Source organism: Sulfuricella sp. (assembly GCA_041651995.1).
Taxonomy (GTDB): domain Bacteria; phylum Pseudomonadota; class Gammaproteobacteria; order Burkholderiales; family Sulfuricellaceae; genus Sulfurimicrobium.
Map to the genome: position 1 here is coordinate 569,391 of JBAZID010000001.1, position 17,049 is coordinate 586,439.

Genomic DNA, 17,049 nt, shown 5'->3' on the forward strand with positions numbered 1-17,049 from the left:
CTCATTTTTTGAGCGACAACGATGAAACATTTACCAGGCAAAACCAGACGCACATCAAGGCCAGCGAATCTATTTAATTTCCGGCCATTTTTAGAACCTGCCAATCACCTGCACAAATATTTTGACTTCATCGCGGAGGGATATTTATGAGCAGAGTGTCGCTTGCGGATCGAGTCCTTTCGCGATCATTTCGGGACGAGTTGGAGCGCATTTTTAATCAGCACAACAGGAAAGTGCATGCTGAAAAAAATGTTATTTCCAGAGATTGCAGCACCAAAACACGTCAGGAAAGAAGAAACAACCTTCGAAGATCATTCGCAGAATTGCACCTGCTTGGCTTCCATTTAAGCAGTCCAACTGCATTGAAGCAAAAACATCTGCATGCACTAGCAGAATATTGGCAGCAAAAAGAGCTTGCACCAAAAACACTGCATGGGCTTATCTCAAATTTCAGGGAATTCGCGCGTTGGACTGGGAAGCGAGACCTTGTTCAAGACATCAGCGTGTACTGCGGCGGCCGTGAGCATCTAATCCGCCGAACTGGCGCCACTATAGATCTTTCCTGGGAAGCCCATGGGATTGACGTTCCGCTTTTCCTTGAAAAGGTTAAAGAGGTCGACCAGCGACTTTGGCTCTACCTCAGCTTTCAGCGCTATTTTGGCCTACGGACAAAAGAATCAATCGAATTGCGTCCGTGGCGAGCGACGGCGCAGGGAGATGAGCATCTCTATGTTACCGATGGGACCAAAGGGGGCAAACATCGCATGGTGCCAATCAGGAGCGATCGGCAGCGTGAAATTATCGATTTTTCCAAAGAACTCATTGGTCCGCATCTTAATGCCCAGCTTCGTTGGCCAGGCAAGACCTGGCGCCAGGCGCAGGCCCATTTTTATTATTTGATGCGCCGCTTGGGTGCTACGCACGATTTGATGGGGGTTTCTCCGCACGGGCTCCGTCACGGGTTCCTGCAGGATGAATATGAGCACTACGTTGGATTGCCCGCACCAATCAAGGGTGGGGCCGCGCTCCCGGAAAATCGCTTTGAATATAAACGCGCAATGCTTGCGCTGTCTCTTGAGGCCGGCCATTTTCGTGAGGCCGTCACCGGCATGTATTGCGGAAGCCTTGGGCATCAATTACGTCCACGCAAGACACCAATTACCTCTGATGCACCTCAAGAACAGCTTAAATTCAACCAGGAGATACAAAATGAAGAAAAAGAAAAATTCAAAAGCTAAAAAATTCAAGGGAAAAGCAAGCCACGGGCCGGATCTGCTTTATTGGATCAAGATGGATTGGTTTGGGCTTCTCTATGATAAAAGCCCGGTGTTGAAACTGGTTTTCGAAGACTGTGAAGAAGATTGGGCTTTATTTCTATTGATCGACTTGTTTGCCGAGGAAGTGAATGTTTCTTTTGCCGATGCGACAAGATGGGTCCTTCGGCAGGCTTTGGGCAATCGCTTGGAAGATGCTCGACTGATGGCATTCGAGGGTAAACCGTGGGATTTAGATGTGCAATATGTCTCACGGGTCGCCGCGCTGCAGGTATGTAAAGGTTATAGTCCAGACGATATTATTACTTTGGAAATGGTTGATAACATGGTTGGCGCCCTTCTGGTTTCGGAGGAAGAATTGCTTATGCAAGAACCTTCAATAAATCAGCTTCCTTGTTAGGCAGTAATTCGTTTGTTGAGTAAATGACATTGGCACCAGAGCCAGTAAAAATGGTGACGCTTAGCTGAAAATCAGGCAGATGGCACAAGTCCAGAGAGAAAAATTGAAGATCAGTGTTTCGAACGCTGCACGTCTGGTCTCCGGATTGGACAGGCTTAAGCCTTCCCGGCTCATTCGCACAGCCAGTCCAGCACCGACAATGGCACTGACGACAAGTTGAATAAATTCGTTGGAAGTAACGGTCATTTTATATTTTCTCCTGTTGCCCACGTTAGCAAACTCAACCTGTCGTGTTTGAAAAAACCAATGGATGTTTGTTCATCAATACACACAGATTGATGTATGGCGTCCGTAAAGGGCAGCGAAAGCTCCACGCTGGCAAAAAATAACCAGCGTTTCTTCTTCCCAATACATGGCTAACAAAAAAACAGAAAAACCTATCGCACCTCGGTAAATTTAAATCCTGACATGGTTAGTTTTTTTCAGAGGAGGAAAAAATGGCAATTTATGTCTATCTGAGGGTTTCAACCGACGCTCAGGATGCGCAAAACCAGAAGCATGGAATTTTTGAGTACTGCGACGCGCAAGGAATTGATCCAGATGCTGTCCTCGAAGACACGGCATCTGGCCGAGTGGACTGGCGGACGCGGAAAATTGGAGAGTTGTTGTCCACTGCAGACAAGGGTGATGTGATCCTCGTTTCCGAGGTCAGCCGCCTAGCACGCTCGACGCTGCAAGTCCTGGAGATTCTCCAGCTTGCAGCTGAACGGAAAATTTCACTTATCGTCGTCAAGAATGGACTGCGATTCGACAATTCCATGCAGGCCAAGATTACTGCGACGATTCTTGGCCTCGCTGCCGAGATTGAGCGTGACTTCATATCTATGCGGACAAAAGAGGCTCTGGCAAAGCGGAGGGCTTCTGGTAAGCGACTCGGCCGGCCACAGGGCGCCATAGCCAAAAATTACAAGCTTGACGTCAAGCGAGTAGAGATTGAGCGCTACTTGAAACTGGGGATCAACGGCACTGCAATCGCCAAGCTGGTTGGGGTTAGTCGGCCAACCCTTCGGGCATGGCTGGGGCGAAATCGGCTGTTCGACCCAGGTACTCATCTGTAGTAGCCGTGCCCCAATCTGATGCTCCCCAAGCTTAATGGGTGTGGCTGTCAGGTTAAATCGGACCTACCACAGTTAACAGCAGCCTCACCCGAGGCTGCAGATCGGGGGGCCTTTGTATAATTAGCCTCCTTTGCAAGCCAATCAAGCCCTTCCTTCCCAATCTTTTTGAAAACATATTCCAGTCGGTCAGGCCCCGGATTATCGTATGCCATTAACATCATTGGATATAGCTGGGCAGCACATAAGATACAACGTCGACTCAGCTCTTCAGCCAGAAAGGCTATTTCTGGCGACTTTTTATCTCTCGGGGACAAATCTCCATGCAGCAGTGCCGAGCGTGCGTTGTAGACTTGCAGTGCGTCTTCATATACCTGCACGTCATCTTCATAACCAAATAAATTACATAATATTTTTATGCGGCTCGCGAATTCAGTCTTGTGACCCCTGTCAAACTTCCCAAAAAGTAGCCGCTCTATTGCAGAAACATACTTAACCACGCTAGCCGTGGATTCTGTGTCAGTAGCGGCATCTCCAAACCAATTGATCGCATCAATGAACCGCTCATGTAAGTGAGTAATTTCATGAGGGTCCACAAGTGGCGCTAGCGCTGATCCCAATACTTGTAGCTCATGCCCACCTCCTTGAGTCAACGCTTCGTACCAGTTCTCAAACCCAACTGGCCCGATACTGCTCGACCCGATTTGGGCATGAATCACGCCCCGTGCATCGGCCCACAAACCGGCTGTCCGTAAAGCATCTCCTCGCGACCATGCCAACCTCAGTCGCCTGGTACGATCCGCCCCAATTAGGATACGAATAACATTAAGTGCGGTCTCTATAGCCTTTGCTGCAAGCTTTTCTGAAACTTCATGGTCGCAATTGATAATCCGCACTTCAGCTATCCAAGGGTAGCCACGATACGTTTTAATTGCGCGTGCATGAAGCCCTCTCACTAGATATTTTGACTGTTCAACTGTGGCCGCCCGCTCGCGCGGAAAGCCTTGTTCAACACGCTTATCTACGTGCTCTATATGAGAGGCAATCTCCGCTTCTACGCTTCTTCGGTGAACTTGCTTTTTGTCCTGAAAAAATTTCTTCCTTCTGACGAAAGTAATTGGACCAATACTGAACTCATCAGGTTTCCCATGGAGAAACAGTATGCAAGGGAGGTAGTGTTCCGTGATTTGGAGTGATTGCGTTGATTTTTCTGCGGCATCAACCAGAATTTGTTCTGCTGTTTTTTGGTCAATTTCTTGATGATCTCTCAGCACTCGCTGCACAAAAGCATCAATAACTTCTTGCATTACGCGCTCTTCGCTGGCTCGCTGTACCAGCGTTGGTTCGAATTCAATAACGCGTCCTGCAAGCTTGCCAAACTTTTCCCACGCAAGTGAACCGCATTGAAGTTGCCCTTTTCCATCTGGGTGTGGGATAGTGCAAAAAGCGTCGTGACGATTCTTCCGATAATGCGCAAATAGCTGCTTGTGCGGCATTTTCAAGAATCTAAGAATCTGCTTGCAGATGAACTCCAGATCGCGTCTCGACTGCGAGATTATTCTTTTCCGAGATGAGTCGATATGTATGGCAGCGCTGTGGGTCATACTTGGCCGGTTCATTAAAATCAGCTCAGTGTGCAGCTCGCTAGGGTCCGCATCAGTGCTCGCTCAGTAATACTGCCGGATATAGCTGTAAGCCTTCTCGAACAGCTCCTCGTCGGCGTGCAGCTTATATTTGAAGAGCGCCTTGCGCAGCGCCTTCTTGATTTCGCGCTCACCGGCCAGGGTGTCCTGCCAGCCGGGGAAGCGAACCAAACGCACGATTTCGTCGATATCCGCCACCACGCGCTCAACCATGATTGGCGTCTCGGCAGTTTTTACCTCGTTGAACAGTTCGGTCAGCGCTGCCTTGCCGCGATCCTCGTCCTCCTCGGGAGGGATTTCCTTCTCGGCCTGCAACACTTCCTTGGCGATCTGGAGTAGTTGCTTGAGGAATTCCACGCTATTCAATACGCCAGACTCGAAGCGATCCCGCAGAGCATCCAGCCGTTCCGATAGCGCCTTGAATTTCGGGTTGCCAAGATGCTTGCGCAGCCGCCGCGCCACCTTGATCTCGATTTCCTTAGCCTTGCTCGGGTCGGGGTTGGATAGCACCGCCTCAAGCAAATCGGCATCCAGCACTAGCGTATCAAGATCATCGCGCACAGCATCGACATGCACGTTCTGGTGAATCAGCTCAATGGTCTTCGCGCCGAGGGAATGCCAGATCAACTTGCCGTGGCCGCTGGAGGGCTGCACCGACTGATACACCTGCGACAGCCACTTGTAGTCCTTCTCGTACTGACCGAGAATTGGATCGGGCGAAATCGCCTCCCAAAGCTTACCGAGCACGCTGTATTCACCAGCGAAGTTATCGCGCACCGTGTTGTTGGGCAGGCATTGCTGGGCGGCGATCAGACCTTCGTAGCCCTCAACCGTGCGATCCACACCAGCGAAAAAAGCCAGGCATTTCTGCATCGCCTCCGGCAACCGGTCCATGAGTTCCTGGATGTTGCTGACTACAGAGAGTATGGATTTATCATCAAACTCCAGCGCCTTGGCCACATCGTCGAAGATACCGAGGTAGTCTACGATCAGACCGTGGGTTTTCTGTTCGGAGTAGGTTCGGTTCACACGGCAGATGGCCTGCAACAGCGTGTGGTCGCGCAGTGGCTTGTCGAGATACATGGCCTGCAAGATCGGTGCGTCGAAGCCGGTGAGCAGCTTGGACGTGACGATCAGCAGTTTCAGCGGATCGTTGGGGTCGCGGAAGCGGTCGAGCAGCCGTTCGTCTTCATCCCGGCTACGCGAGAATGCCTTATATTGGGGCTCGTTCGCATTCACCGTCATCACGATATCGCTTGCCTCGGGCGGCAGAAGCTTGTCCAGTTCGGTCTTGTAGAGCAGGCATGATTCCCGATCAAAGGTGACGATCTGCCCCTTGAATCCATTCGGCTCCACCTTGCTCTGGAAGTGCCGGACGATGTCCTCACACACGTACCGGATACGCTCCGGCGTCTTTACCAGCACAGCCATCTTGGCAGCGGTCTTGCCGAGGTTATCCTTGTCCAGGTCGGAGAGGCCGCCAGTCATCTCCTTGAACGCCGCGTCAATGGCGGCCTTGTCGATATGCAAATCCACCAGGCGCGGCTCGAAGTGCAGCTTCAGCGTCGCCCCGTCGCGGATTGACTCCTCAAAGCCATAGCGGCTCATGTAGCCCTTGGTATCCTCGTCGGCGCCGAAGGCGTAGAAGGTATTCTTGTCGAAGCGATTGATTGGCGTGCCAGTCAGGCCGAAGAGGAAGGCATTCGGCAGCGCATCACGCATCTTGCGGCCAAGGTCGCCTTCCTGGGTGCGGTGCGCCTCGTCCACCAGGGCGATGATGTTGCTGCGCTCGTTGAGTGCGCCATCGGCCTCGCCGAATTTGAAGATCGTGGTGATGATGATCTTGCGCACGTCCTGCGCCAGCAGTTGTTGCAGCTTGTCGCGTGTCTCGGCCTTCTCCAGATTAGGGATATCGGCCCCAGTGAAAGTGCCGGTGATCTGGGTGTCGAGGTCGATGCGATCCACCACGATCAGCACCGTCGGATTTTTCAATCGGGGATGCAGGCGCAGCTTCTGCGCTGCGAAGACCATCAGCAGCGACTTGCCGGAACCCTGGAAGTGCCAGATCAGGCCCTTCTTCGGGTAGCCGGCCAATACTCGCTCGACGATCTTGTTCGCGGCTTCATATTGCTGGTAACGGCAGATGATCTTGATGCGGCGCTGCTTCTTGTCGGTGGCGAACAGGGTGAAACTGAAGAGAATGTCCAGCACTACATGGGGCCGCAACATGCTTTCGGCGGCGAGCTTCAGACCATGCAAAGGATGCCGCTGCGAGTCGCCGCCATCCGCATCCAGATTCCACGGCCCCCAGTCCTTGACCGGCAGTCCGAGCGAACCGTAGTGGTATTCCTTGCCCTCGGTGGCCACCGAGAACACGTTGCAGACGAACAGTTCCGGCACGTACTTCTCATAGTCGTCATGCACCTGAACCGCGCCATCGACCCAACTCACCGCCGAGCGCGTCGGCGTCTTGGCCTCGATCAGCACCAGCGGTAGGCCATTGACCAGCAATACCAGATCAGCCCGGCGCTCGGCGCTGCCAGCGCGGTAGACGAATTGCTGAGTGACGACGTACTGGTTCTGATCAAGGTTGTCGAAGTCAATCAACCGCACCGGCACATGTTCGTTGTTCTGGCCGAAAGGCATGGAACGCTCGCCGCGCAGCCAGGCGGTCATTTCCTCGTTGGCGCGAATCAGACCGTCGGAGCGCACTGAGAGAATGACGGCGCGCAGTTTGTAGAGCACCTCGTCGGCTCGGTCTGGCTGGGCGGTGATTTCGGGGTTGAGGCGAATCAGCGCCTCGCGGACCCAGCGCTCGACCAACACTTCCTGAGGCTGTCGGGGAATGTCGGCGCTGGCGACACGGCGCCAGCCGAGGCCTTTATGGGCGCGGCCGTAATTGCTTTCCGGCTCCTGAGCGACGTTGACCGCGACAGGCTTAGCCGGGCCGGAGAGCAGGTCGTGGAGGTAAGCTTCGACGGTGTTGGATTCATTGAAAGAACTCACTTATCCCTCCCTGCAATTTCTGCGAGCAGTAGTTTCTTCATTCCCTCAGAAGAGGAGCGCCGAGCAAGCGCAGCCTTTTCTGCCGACTTTGCTTTCTCTATCTCGTTCAGCAACCGTTGTTGCTCATCCAGCGGCGGCAGCGGTAACTGAACACGAAGCAAATTGCTAGCGTTGACGTTTGCCTGACTCACGGCCTTCGTCGCATATGCAAGAACTTGTCGACGTCCGAAATCAGAGTTCAAGTAAAGCGTGAGAAACTGTGGCTCGAGTTTCTCAGGAAGTGTCTTGATTCGAACCAAGTAAGATGCGAAGACGTGATCGCCTTCGAGCTCGTACACTCCAGTCCTGCCGACCAATTCGTAGCTATTGGTTCGATTGAAGAGCACATCCCCACGGACAAGACGATAAGATTCGAAATCCTTGTCATTGAGATCTACATATTTGATGTCGTTCTCAACGCAGAGGCCCTCTTCGAGGTTCATCATCCGTAGCATCGGATATCGCCCGTCCGATCCGGCGTTGATTGAGAGACCATATTGGGTCCCATGCACTACCGAGCCAAGTTCGACAATTGGCCATTCGCGATTGAGTACATCACTCAGCAAGGCACGGATCAGCCGATCTGCTGATGCCCCAATGCTCTGATGCGCAGCACTGGCGTATTCAATGGCCTTCAGAAGTTCAACAATTCTTGTTTGCTCTGATAGTGGAGCAAGTGAAAACTCAAAACCCGCCAGACTCGTCCAGTTGGTGCGCGGACTCAGGCTGCCCGCCGATGTGCCTACTGCATGATCGAAAAACGCATCGGTCTGACAAATGAACGGCAACAACTCTGGCAGCAAAACGTTTGCGTCCGAACTCTCCAGCACGTATATATCACCCGAACATACCCCTGAAAAATCAGCCACCGCTACCTTGCGCTGATAAGCGCGGCGTTTGCCGAATAGCACCTGCCCCGGCTTGAACACGCTAGTGAAAGTCACCCCGTCCGCCACGTTGCCCCAACTGCGAATCCGCAGATCGCCGGGCTCCAGATGTTCCAAGCCGACAAACCGCTCGTAGCCCTCAGACAATGGATCCGCACAGCGCGACTTGGATAGCCGCACTACGTCGCCGAACTTCACCTTGCGCCAGCCGGGTTTTAACTTTGGATCATTCATGGTTCATTGCTCAAAAACGGCGCGGCATATCCAAGATACTCGTCTTGAGAATGTCGAGTGACATTCCATCGCCTTGTCCACCCGGCCGGCCTAGGCCGCTGATTTGCGAATGTCAGTACGAGGCGGCGCTTCGCTCGTGATATGCCGACGAAGAAAGCACAACGATTTTCGTCTTGATTCCCAAAGAATATCTCATTCTCCACGGCCAAGATAATCACCGAGTCGAACTCCAAACCCTTGCTCTTGTGGATGGTCAGAATGCGAACTGCCCGGTCATCTGAAAATCTGGCCAAGGCTTTTAACAAATCAGGCTCGACCTTGAGTTGATCTTCGATCCGTATCTTTGTCTCCTGAATCACTTCTTTAAGCCGAGCTTTGGGCTCGTAATCTGGAGACAATGCCGTCAGGTTGCTAATGCCCACTTTCTTCAGGAAATTCTCAACAAATATCCATCCGTTTGGCCACCTGTCGTCAATCAGATCGAGTATTGCAGCTTCCTTGCATTCAGATTTGATGAAGCGTTGCCAGTCATGCCGCATATCGGCTTGCTCCGCATCGTCGGCAAACGGGATCAATTGATCCATCAGACGTAGCCACGCTGCGGGTTCTCGCGAGCCGTATAGCGACAACAGGTAATCAACAATTAGTCTTGCTACCGGTTCAATCGAGATATCCTGGAGTTGTTGCTCGTTACGGTAGGGTATGCCTCGCTTTCCAAGCTCGGCCATTAGCAGATCAGCATATAGATCGAGTTGCTTTGATACCAGTACGGCAATTTCTGAATGCGGTATGCACTCATCACGCGTCCAGCTTACAATCAGGTCGGCCAGGTACTCGGCCTCTTGTTGGCTGGTATCGAAACCCCTAGCATAAATTTCTCCTTCTTCGCCGACGATCTGCTCGTCCGGCATCATGGCGGCGGGGTCCAGAACCCGAATAATCTCGTTCTGCATACGCAGGAGTCGCGCCTTCGAGCGAAAGTTGAGGTACAGATTCAGGGGGACCGCATTGAAGTCGGCGGCGAAGGTCGAGAAGACCCCCTCCAGCGCGCCAGCCCAGACCATGATTATCTGTTTGATATCCCCCACGGCAGTCAAGCGAATCGACGTCCCTTGAAACGCCAGCTTGACCAGTTCGTATTGCTTGTCGGTGCAGTCCTGAAACTCATCCAAAAAGACATCGCTATACGTCTTGCGGATTGCGTTGCGGGCCACCTGCGATGTTTCGAGAATTTGAATCGCCAGGGGAACGAGATCGCTGAATTCAATTTGTCTACGCGTGACCTTCCGATCGCCGATTTTGTAGTCTGGATCAAGTGCGTCATGCCCGGTGAGTACCGGACGAAAGCGGTCGATGATGCGCTTTGCAAAAGCGTGGAAGGTGTAGCTGTCGAATCGGGCAGCAAGGTCAGCGCCACATCTTCGCCGTACCCGTTCCTTCAGGTTTCGACTGGCATCGACCTTGAACGAAATGGCGAGGATGCGATTGGGATAGCGGCAGGTGGCTGTTCGCAACAGGAAGTCTGCACGTTGCGCGAGCATTTCAGTCTTTCCTGCGCCTGGGCCAGCGGTCAGGGCAAGGCAGCGTTCGCCCTCAGTGGCGGCTCGTAGTGCATTGGGCTCCAGCGTTAGGCCATCGGCGGGCAGCCAGTCTTCCTGCCTGATCATTCAGGCAACTCCGCAAGCTTGGTGATTACAGCATCGGCGAGACGGCCAAGTGAAGGCGGCATGTTTGCCAGCAATTCTTCGTCCGTCAGTTTGGAGAGAGCGTTGATGTGGGCAGCCGGTTTGCTGGCGAGCTTGAAACGTTTTTGGTAGGTGATGAAGAGCTTCTGCTCGTCTTCTAAATATTGGTCGACACCGTGATAGCTGTCACCAAGAACAGCTTTGATTTTGCTGTCTTCTGGCAGAACTCGATCGGCTTCATCAAGCTCGTACGCCACAGGAAAACACTTAACCATCGCAAAGTCCAAATCCAAAGGAGAGGAAAAGAAGACTCCTAGGCTCTCAAGTTCTTTGAGGTAGTTGACGTATTTGGCATCTGACTCGACCTCGAGTAACTTCCATTCAGCGCTATTCCACTCAGGGATCTCATCTATCTTGCCGACCGAAGGAAACATGATTCCAGGTGAGTAGGTTTTAAGCTGGTTGGCAACATAACGGACTCTTCCCCATCCCCCTTGGTGTCTCGCCAGATCCAGATCCAGGAGCGTAATGAATGGGATGTTGAGCGCGCTAAGCAAACGCCAGAAATGATTGACGTGCCTACCACCGAGCGGGACGACCGAGATGGCGGATTCATCGACTGGGACGCCTTTTGCTTTCAATATGCGTGGGAGCACTATTTCTTCGCTGTCACCCTCGCCAAGTACCACCAATCGCGAGAAGTACAACTCTGGAAACGCCTGTACCGCCTCACGAACAAACTTGTGGGCCTCATGTGCAGCTGGCGGCATTTCAACCCCTGTTACCCGTGTTTGACGTGTCTCCGTCAGGCGCAAGTAGCGAATGCTTTCTGGCGATACACGGCGCAGCATGGACGGGGCATGGGTGGCTATAAGCGCCTGTGCATCAGCCTTGCCAACTAAATTCGCTAAGGCAGAAACAATGCGGCCCAGATAATGTGGAGAAAGGCTGTTCTCGGGTTCTTCCACCGCAACAAGCGTGAATACGGCAGGTTTAAGTTTGTCTGGGTCGAAGGTGTCATCTTCTCCGCTGAGTACCGAACGCCCTATGGCTTGGGAAGAAAGAACCAATGACAGATAGAGCATGGATTTCTGACCATCACTCAGCCGCGAGAAATCTACCAATTTCTCGTCGTGGCCTGGCGAGAACGATACTGACAGATGACGCAGCAGCGCTTCGATTTCGCTTGCCATGAAGGTGATCGACGGGTCAGCAAAATAGCTGCCTTTGTGCAATCCCTTCCAGGCACTGGTCAGTTTGTTACTGAGTGAGTCGACTGATACGTTTCCAGCCAAGCTTTCGCTGATCTGGTCGGTCAAACTCTTAATTGATTCCCGCTCAGCATCCCAATTCACTGCCCGCAACAAACGGCCGAGTAAGGCATTCGTACTGAAAGCGATGTGCTCCGCTGGGTCACGTCTTGCTGGTAGGTAGTGAATCTGGATGTTATTGCGCTCGGCACGCGGAACAGGCGCTATGGTCAGGGGCGAACCATCCTCATTTAAGTCCAGTACATATCGAAGCGTGTCTTCGATATCTCCAGCCACTCCCATGCTTGCATCGAGACGAAAGCGAACACGTGGAATGCCCTCCGCATCATCCAGACGCATGTGACCAAAATGAGCGGGAATCGTAGGGTGCTCTCCGGCATCATCCAGCAGCTCTGGAAACAGAAAATCGGCTTCGATCCAGAGGTCTCGCTCGTCCGGTATCTCCACCTCATCATGAGGAACGTGGAAATCAGCCTTTTGGATGCGTCTCAACGTTGGGTCAAAAGCAAACAAGCGACACAGCGCCTGCATAGCGGCAGTCTTGCCGGAGCCATTTGGCCCAATCAGAAAGGTCAGGCCTTCAAGGCTCAGCTCAGTTGGCTCAGGGCCAAAGCACTGGAAGTTTGATAAGCGGATACTTTGAAGCTTCATCGGGCGCTCCGTACCGCTGCAAGACAGGCCATCATTACGATCAGTGAATTGATGTGCCGCGAAAATACCAGCGCTTGCCCCGGTTTAAACATGCTGGTGAAAGTCACCCCATCTGCCACATTGCCCCAGCTACGAATCCGAAGATCGCCAGGCTCCAGGTGTTCCAGCCCGACAAAGCGCGCGTAGCCCTCGGTCAGCGTATCTTGGCAGCGCGTCTTGGAAAGGCGCACTACCTCTCCGAATTTGACCTTGCGCCAATTAGCCTTAGGCATGCTACTCGGCTGCTATAAAACGAAAACTCACACGCAAATCATTCATCCAAGATGGGTCAATCAGTCCATCATGTTGGAGGCGGCCAACCACGATGCCAGGGTGAATGCCAATTTTTCCTGCGAAATCACATACGGCTGCCTTAGTGCGCAGACCTATCAATTGAGGTACAAAGCGATCAGGGATTAAGAAATTTCCAGCCCAGTCATTGGCTTCACGCTCTTCCACAGAATCCGCTCCCGCTTTAGTCGGGTCATCCAGATAAACCGATTTTTTCTCTTTTGCATGCAGCAAGACGTGAGCTGCTTCGTGAAACAGGGTAAACCAGAACTTGTCGTTGGTTTTGCCATACAGGGAGAGCTGGATTAACGGACGATGAGGATTGAGCCACCGCGCAACCCCACTAACATGTGCTTTGGGGATGCCCGGAACCAGAACGAAAGCCACGCCTGCCTGACGGAACAGGGTGTGCAAATGGGGCTGGAATTCTTCTGGATCAAGATTGGTCAGTGCGCGGATCTCAGTGAGGGCCGCCTCAAAGCGAGCTCGGTCATATTTCGGACCATCTTGCTTTTCGGCTTCTTGCTCGCCCATACGCAACCAGGCAGAGATAGCGCCGACATCGCTTTGCTCCTCTCTGCTACGGCGAAATGCAGCCTGCATTTGACCATAATGGCTCTGCCACTCTTCAGGAGAGGCAACGCCAAAAAAGCGCAGGCACGATTCCACCAGGCCAGGTTTAGATTTTGCATCTACACGGCGTTTCTCGATGGCACCTGCATGCATCAATTCTTTAATTGGCAACTGGTCGAGCCAGTCTATCCAACCAGTAAATTTCTCTGCTGCTTCGAGGCGAGCGCAGCGCTCACGATATTTTGCTTCGCGTGCCAGCCAGAAGCCAACGGTGCTACCCACTACACGTTCCAGTCGAATGGCGGCATCTTCAGTGAGCGGAACCTTGCCCTTGATGAGCTGGTTAACATGCTTGGTGGTATAGCCTAATCGTTGCGCCAACTCGGCCTGGGTCCAGTCACGTTCTTCGATGATGTCGAGAAGGGTGTCACCCGGTGGTGAAACCCAGTCAGGTGCGAATGGGGCTGCCAAATCATTCATGGTAGTCTCCAATAAATTCGATGCAGATGATTGTGACCTGTGACCAGTCAATGGACAGATCATCGCGAACGGGACAAGGATCATGGTCGGGAGCGAACACAAGCCGCCAACCACCTGCTAAATCGAGAGCAAACTGGCCCGAACGATCTCCTTTAAGTGGATGGGGATTGCCCGCAGTTAAATCAGTTACCCGGCCTGCCGCATCCAAGTCATCCAGCCGTGTCCTTAATTTGCGCGCACAAACTGCACCGAGTTTTTTCTCGGCGACAGCTCGCTTCTCACATAACTCTCGAATCTTTTTGTCCTTGAAGTGAATCTCCAAGTGAACCTCGCCATTCTATATAAATTTACCTACTAGGTAAATAATTTAATTGCGCCCACCGCATTTTCTATTGAGGCCGGTCGGTAACTAATCCATCCAGCGTTTCCACCAGGCTATCCATCTGTTGCCAGAATGCCCTGCCATCCGTTTGCCACTGCGCCCAGGTTGCACACAGTGTCGCGTGTGCGGTTCCATCGGCATTGGTTGTCGTGGTGTTCCGTTTCACATACAGCGGAATCGACAGATTCGCGCCGTTGGCAACAATTTGCTTCGCGGTCGCCACCTCGGAGAAGCCTGCCTCGGCAGTAAAGGCCTGGAAAACTTGCAGGATGCGATCCTGGTGCTTGGGTGTGAGAAAGCTTTGCGCCCGTTCCCGCGTCACCTCGCTCAAGGCATCGATGAACAACACCTTGCCCTTGCGAGCAGCTGGTTTGCGGCGGTTGCAGACGACAATGCAGGATTCCATAGGTGAATTGTAGAACAGGTTCGGTCCGAGGCCGATCACGGCCTCTACCCAGTCCAGCTCGACCATCTTGGCGCGCATGGTTTGTTCTTCGTTACGGAATAGCACGCCGTGCGGCCAGAGAACGGCGCAGCGGCCCTTGTCACTGAGGCTGGCCAGGATGTGCTGCTGAAAGGCATAGTCGGCTCGGCCCTGGGGTGGGGTGCCGAGGAAATTGCGGCCCCACTTGTCCTTCTCCCACGCCGTGCGATCCCATTGCTTGATGGAATAAGGCGGATTGGCCAGGATCACGTCGAACTTGCGCAGGCGGTCGCCTTCGATATGCTTGGGATCGGCCAGGGTGTCGCCCCGGATGATCTGAAAGTCCTCGACGCCATGCAGGAACAAGTTCATCCGCGCGATGCCGGAGGTGATGAGATTGCGCTCCTGGCCGTAGAGCTTGAGGGTGCGGTATTCGCCGCCGCTACGCTTGACCTCGGCCAGTGCCGAAATCAACATGCCGCCGGTGCCGCAAGTGGGGTCGTAGATCGACTCGCCGGCTTGGGGCGTGAGCAGTTGTGTCATCAAGTGGACGACGGTGCGGTTGGTGTAGAACTCGGCGGCGGTGTGGCCGGAGTCGTCGGCGAACTTCTTGATGAGGAATTCGTAGGCGTTGCCGAGTTCGTCCTCGGGCACATTGGCAACCGAAAGCGTCTGGGTCGAGAAGTGCTCGATCAGATTCTTGAGGGTTTCGTCGGGCAGGCGCTCGCGGTTGGTCCAGGGCGCATCGCCGAAGATGCCGGCAAGCAGGTCAGGGTTGGCAGCCTCCAGTTGGCGTAGGGCCGTCTGGATGGCCATGCCGACATTTTTCGGTGACTGGCGTACATCCTTCCAGTGCGCGCCTTCGGGGATTTGGAAGCGGTGGTTTTCGGCAAACTCTGCATAGGAGAGATCGCTACCTGAATCGGCCAACGCGGCTTGGTATTCCTCTTCCCAGATATCCGAGATGCGCTTGAAGAACAGCAGCGGGAAGATGAACTGCTTGTAGTCACCAGCGTCGATGAGGCCGCGCAGCAGGACAGCGGCGCCCCAGAGATAACTTTCCAATTCTTGTTGGGTGATCCGGGCGCTCATTGCAGCCAGCCTCCCTCGGTCATTACTTTAGCGAGGCGATCCTCGGCTTCGCGGCAGCGGGTGAGTGCATCCTTGAATGCGGCAATGGCTTCCGGCAGGGGCGGAATGTCCTCCTGCAATGGCGGCAGCACGTAGCGGGAAATATTGAGAGTCCAGTCCTCGGCCTTGATGTCGTCGAGACTGACGATGCGCACGGCGTCCTGCACGTCCTCAAAATTTTCGAACCAGCGCTGGATTTCCAGCGCGTGCTCAGGCTCCAGGTAATTCTGTGCCCGTCCACGCCGGAACAGGCGCGAAGCATCAGCGATCACGACCTTTTTGCATCGTTGGGCCGGCTTCTTCTTCCGCAGCACCAGAATGCACGCAGCGAGGCCGGTGCCGTAAAAAAGGTTCGGTGCCAAACCGATGACGGCTTCTACCAGATCCATCTCCAGCAGCTTCTGGCGAATGCTGCCTTCAGCGCCTTTGCGGAATAGCGCGCCCTGCGGCAGCACAACGGCCATGCGCCCTTTAACCTCGGCCATCGATTTGACCATGTGCTGCACCCAGGCGAAATCCCCGCTACTGGAAGGCGGCAGGCCAGCGAAGTTACGGCCGAATGGGTCATTGATCCATTGTTCCTCGCCCCATTTTTCCAGTGAGAATGGCGGATTGGCGATGACGCAGTCGAAGTTGGCGAGGCGGTCGCCATCGAAGAAGGCCGGGTTACGCAGGGTGTCGCCTCGCACGATCTGGAAGTCCTCGATGCCGTGCAGGAAAAGGTTCATGCGGGCGATGGACGAGGTGGTGAGGTTTTTTTCCTGGCCGTAGAGCTTGCCCCACAGGCGCTTCACGTCACCGTGCAGTTCCTTCACGTGCTGGACGGCAGCGAGCAGCATGCCGCCGGTACCGCAGGCCGGGTCGTAGATGGTCTCGCCCTCCCGGGGATCGAGCATCTCGATCATCAGCCGAACCACGCTGCGCGGGGTATAGAACTCACCGGCCTTCTTGTTGGTGGCGTCGGCGAATTTCTTGATGAGGTATTCGTAGGCGTCGCCAAGCAAGTCCGAGGTGACGTTGTGGTTGCCCAGCGGCAGCCTGGAGAAGTGCTCAATGAGGTCTTTCAGGAGCGGATCAGATAGACGATCCTTGTTGGTCCACTGGGCATCGCCGAATACACCATAGAGGGTATCAGGGTTGGCCTTTTCAATCTCGCGCATGGCACGTTGCAGTGCGTTGCCCACATTTGTGGCCACGGCACGCACGTCATTCCAGTGGCAGTCGTCAGGAATCTGAAAGCGGTGGGATTCAGGGAACAAGGCAAGTTCGGCATCGCCTGTGTCTGCAACGATCTCGGCGTATTCGTCGTCCCATACATCGCAAATACGTTTGAAGAACAGCAGTGGAAAAATGTAGGTCTTGAAATCAGCCGCGTCCACCGGGCCACGCAGGATGTTGGCGGACTCCCAGAGGTGGGATTCTAGCTGGCTTAGAGTAACTGTTTGTGAAGACAAAAACGGGCCTATCGATCTCAAGTATTCGGATGGGATTATCTCCCATTTAGATGCAGAATATAGGCCAATT

General features: G+C 53.6%; 14 protein-coding genes. 3 read left to right on the plus strand and 11 right to left on the minus strand.

What is annotated here, in order from left to right; genetic code table 11:
* The first annotated feature begins 146 nt into the window (after positions 1–146).
* Both WC392_02750 and WC392_02755 read left to right on the plus strand, forming a co-directional pair.
* Complete coding sequence (locus WC392_02750; protein MFA5241276.1) at positions 147–1,238, plus strand: integrase domain-containing protein; 1,092 nt, start codon at positions 147–149, stop codon at positions 1,236–1,238.
* The gene (locus WC392_02755) at positions 1,210–1,674 is read left to right on the plus strand and encodes a hypothetical protein (GenBank protein MFA5241277.1); all 465 of its coding nucleotides are present in this window, start codon (positions 1,210–1,212) and stop codon (positions 1,672–1,674) included. The genes WC392_02750 and WC392_02755 overlap by 29 nt, the downstream gene beginning before the upstream one ends.
* A gap of 60 nt (positions 1,675–1,734) precedes the next feature.
* Here WC392_02755 and WC392_02760 read toward each other — a convergent pair whose 3' ends face one another.
* Entirely contained in the window at positions 1,735–1,920 is a 186-nt protein-coding gene (locus WC392_02760) for a hypothetical protein (protein MFA5241278.1), read from the minus strand.
* 251 nt (positions 1,921–2,171) lie between these two features.
* Between WC392_02760 and WC392_02765 the strand changes: the two genes are divergently transcribed.
* Positions 2,172–2,792, plus strand: coding sequence for a recombinase family protein (locus WC392_02765; protein MFA5241279.1), 621 nt, complete (start codon positions 2,172–2,174; stop codon positions 2,790–2,792).
* Between the two features lie 47 nt (positions 2,793–2,839).
* Here the strand turns inward: WC392_02765 and WC392_02770 are convergent, their stop codons facing one another.
* From WC392_02770 to WC392_02815, 10 genes are all read right to left on the minus strand, one after another.
* Entirely contained in the window at positions 2,840–4,291 is a 1,452-nt protein-coding gene (locus tag WC392_02770; protein MFA5241280.1) for a hypothetical protein, read from the minus strand.
* Between the two features lie 165 nt (positions 4,292–4,456).
* Positions 4,457–7,438, minus strand: coding sequence for an HsdR family type I site-specific deoxyribonuclease (locus WC392_02775; protein ID MFA5241281.1), 2,982 nt, complete (start codon positions 7,436–7,438; stop codon positions 4,457–4,459).
* Positions 7,435–8,598, minus strand: coding sequence for a restriction endonuclease subunit S (locus WC392_02780; protein MFA5241282.1), 1,164 nt, complete (start codon positions 8,596–8,598; stop codon positions 7,435–7,437). The genes WC392_02775 and WC392_02780 overlap by 4 nt, the downstream gene beginning before the upstream one ends.
* Positions 8,595–10,265, minus strand: a complete 1,671-nt coding sequence (locus tag WC392_02785; GenBank protein MFA5241283.1) for an ATP-dependent helicase — start codon at positions 10,263–10,265, stop codon at positions 8,595–8,597. The genes WC392_02780 and WC392_02785 overlap by 4 nt, the downstream gene beginning before the upstream one ends.
* Positions 10,262–12,205: an AAA family ATPase gene (locus WC392_02790; protein ID MFA5241284.1), complete on the minus strand. Its 1,944-nt coding sequence runs from the start codon at positions 12,203–12,205 to the stop codon at positions 10,262–10,264. The genes WC392_02785 and WC392_02790 overlap by 4 nt, the downstream gene beginning before the upstream one ends.
* Positions 12,202–12,477 carry a hypothetical protein gene (locus WC392_02795; protein ID MFA5241285.1) on the minus strand — a complete coding sequence of 92 codons (276 nt, stop codon included), beginning with the start codon at positions 12,475–12,477 and terminating at the stop codon, positions 12,202–12,204. The genes WC392_02790 and WC392_02795 overlap by 4 nt, the downstream gene beginning before the upstream one ends.
* Position 12,478: 1 nt before the next feature.
* Entirely contained in the window at positions 12,479–13,588 is a 1,110-nt protein-coding gene (locus WC392_02800) for an ImmA/IrrE family metallo-endopeptidase (protein MFA5241286.1), read from the minus strand.
* Positions 13,581–13,910 (minus strand): type II toxin-antitoxin system RelE/ParE family toxin, encoded by a 330-nt coding sequence (locus WC392_02805; GenBank protein ID MFA5241287.1) that lies wholly within the window; start codon positions 13,908–13,910, stop codon positions 13,581–13,583. The genes WC392_02800 and WC392_02805 overlap by 8 nt, the downstream gene beginning before the upstream one ends.
* Before the next feature lie 67 nt (positions 13,911–13,977).
* On the minus strand, positions 13,978–15,459 hold the full coding sequence (locus WC392_02810; GenBank protein MFA5241288.1) for a class I SAM-dependent DNA methyltransferase: 1,482 nt from the start codon (positions 15,457–15,459) through the stop codon (positions 13,978–13,980).
* Positions 15,460–15,482: 23 nt separating this feature from the next.
* Positions 15,483–16,979: a class I SAM-dependent DNA methyltransferase gene (locus WC392_02815; GenBank protein ID MFA5241289.1), complete on the minus strand. Its 1,497-nt coding sequence runs from the start codon at positions 16,977–16,979 to the stop codon at positions 15,483–15,485.
* Positions 16,980–17,049 lie beyond the last annotated feature (70 nt).

Coding starts and splice junctions, on each gene's coding strand:
- WC392_02780 (MFA5241282.1), bottom strand. CDS start 8,598: ATGAATGATCCAAAGTTAAAACCCGGCTGGCGCAAGGTGAAGTTCGGC.
- WC392_02755 (MFA5241277.1), top strand. CDS start 1,210: ATGAAGAAAAAGAAAAATTCAAAAGCTAAAAAATTCAAGGGAAAAGCA.
- WC392_02800 (MFA5241286.1), bottom strand. CDS start 13,588: ATGAATGATTTGGCAGCCCCATTCGCACCTGACTGGGTTTCACCACCG.
- WC392_02750 (MFA5241276.1), top strand. CDS start 147: ATGAGCAGAGTGTCGCTTGCGGATCGAGTCCTTTCGCGATCATTTCGG.
- WC392_02760 (MFA5241278.1), bottom strand. CDS start 1,920: ATGACCGTTACTTCCAACGAATTTATTCAACTTGTCGTCAGTGCCATT.
- WC392_02790 (MFA5241284.1), bottom strand. CDS start 12,205: ATGAAGCTTCAAAGTATCCGCTTATCAAACTTCCAGTGCTTTGGCCCT.
- WC392_02785 (MFA5241283.1), bottom strand. CDS start 10,265: ATGATCAGGCAGGAAGACTGGCTGCCCGCCGATGGCCTAACGCTGGAG.
- WC392_02765 (MFA5241279.1), top strand. CDS start 2,172: ATGGCAATTTATGTCTATCTGAGGGTTTCAACCGACGCTCAGGATGCG.
- WC392_02795 (MFA5241285.1), bottom strand. CDS start 12,477: ATGCCTAAGGCTAATTGGCGCAAGGTCAAATTCGGAGAGGTAGTGCGC.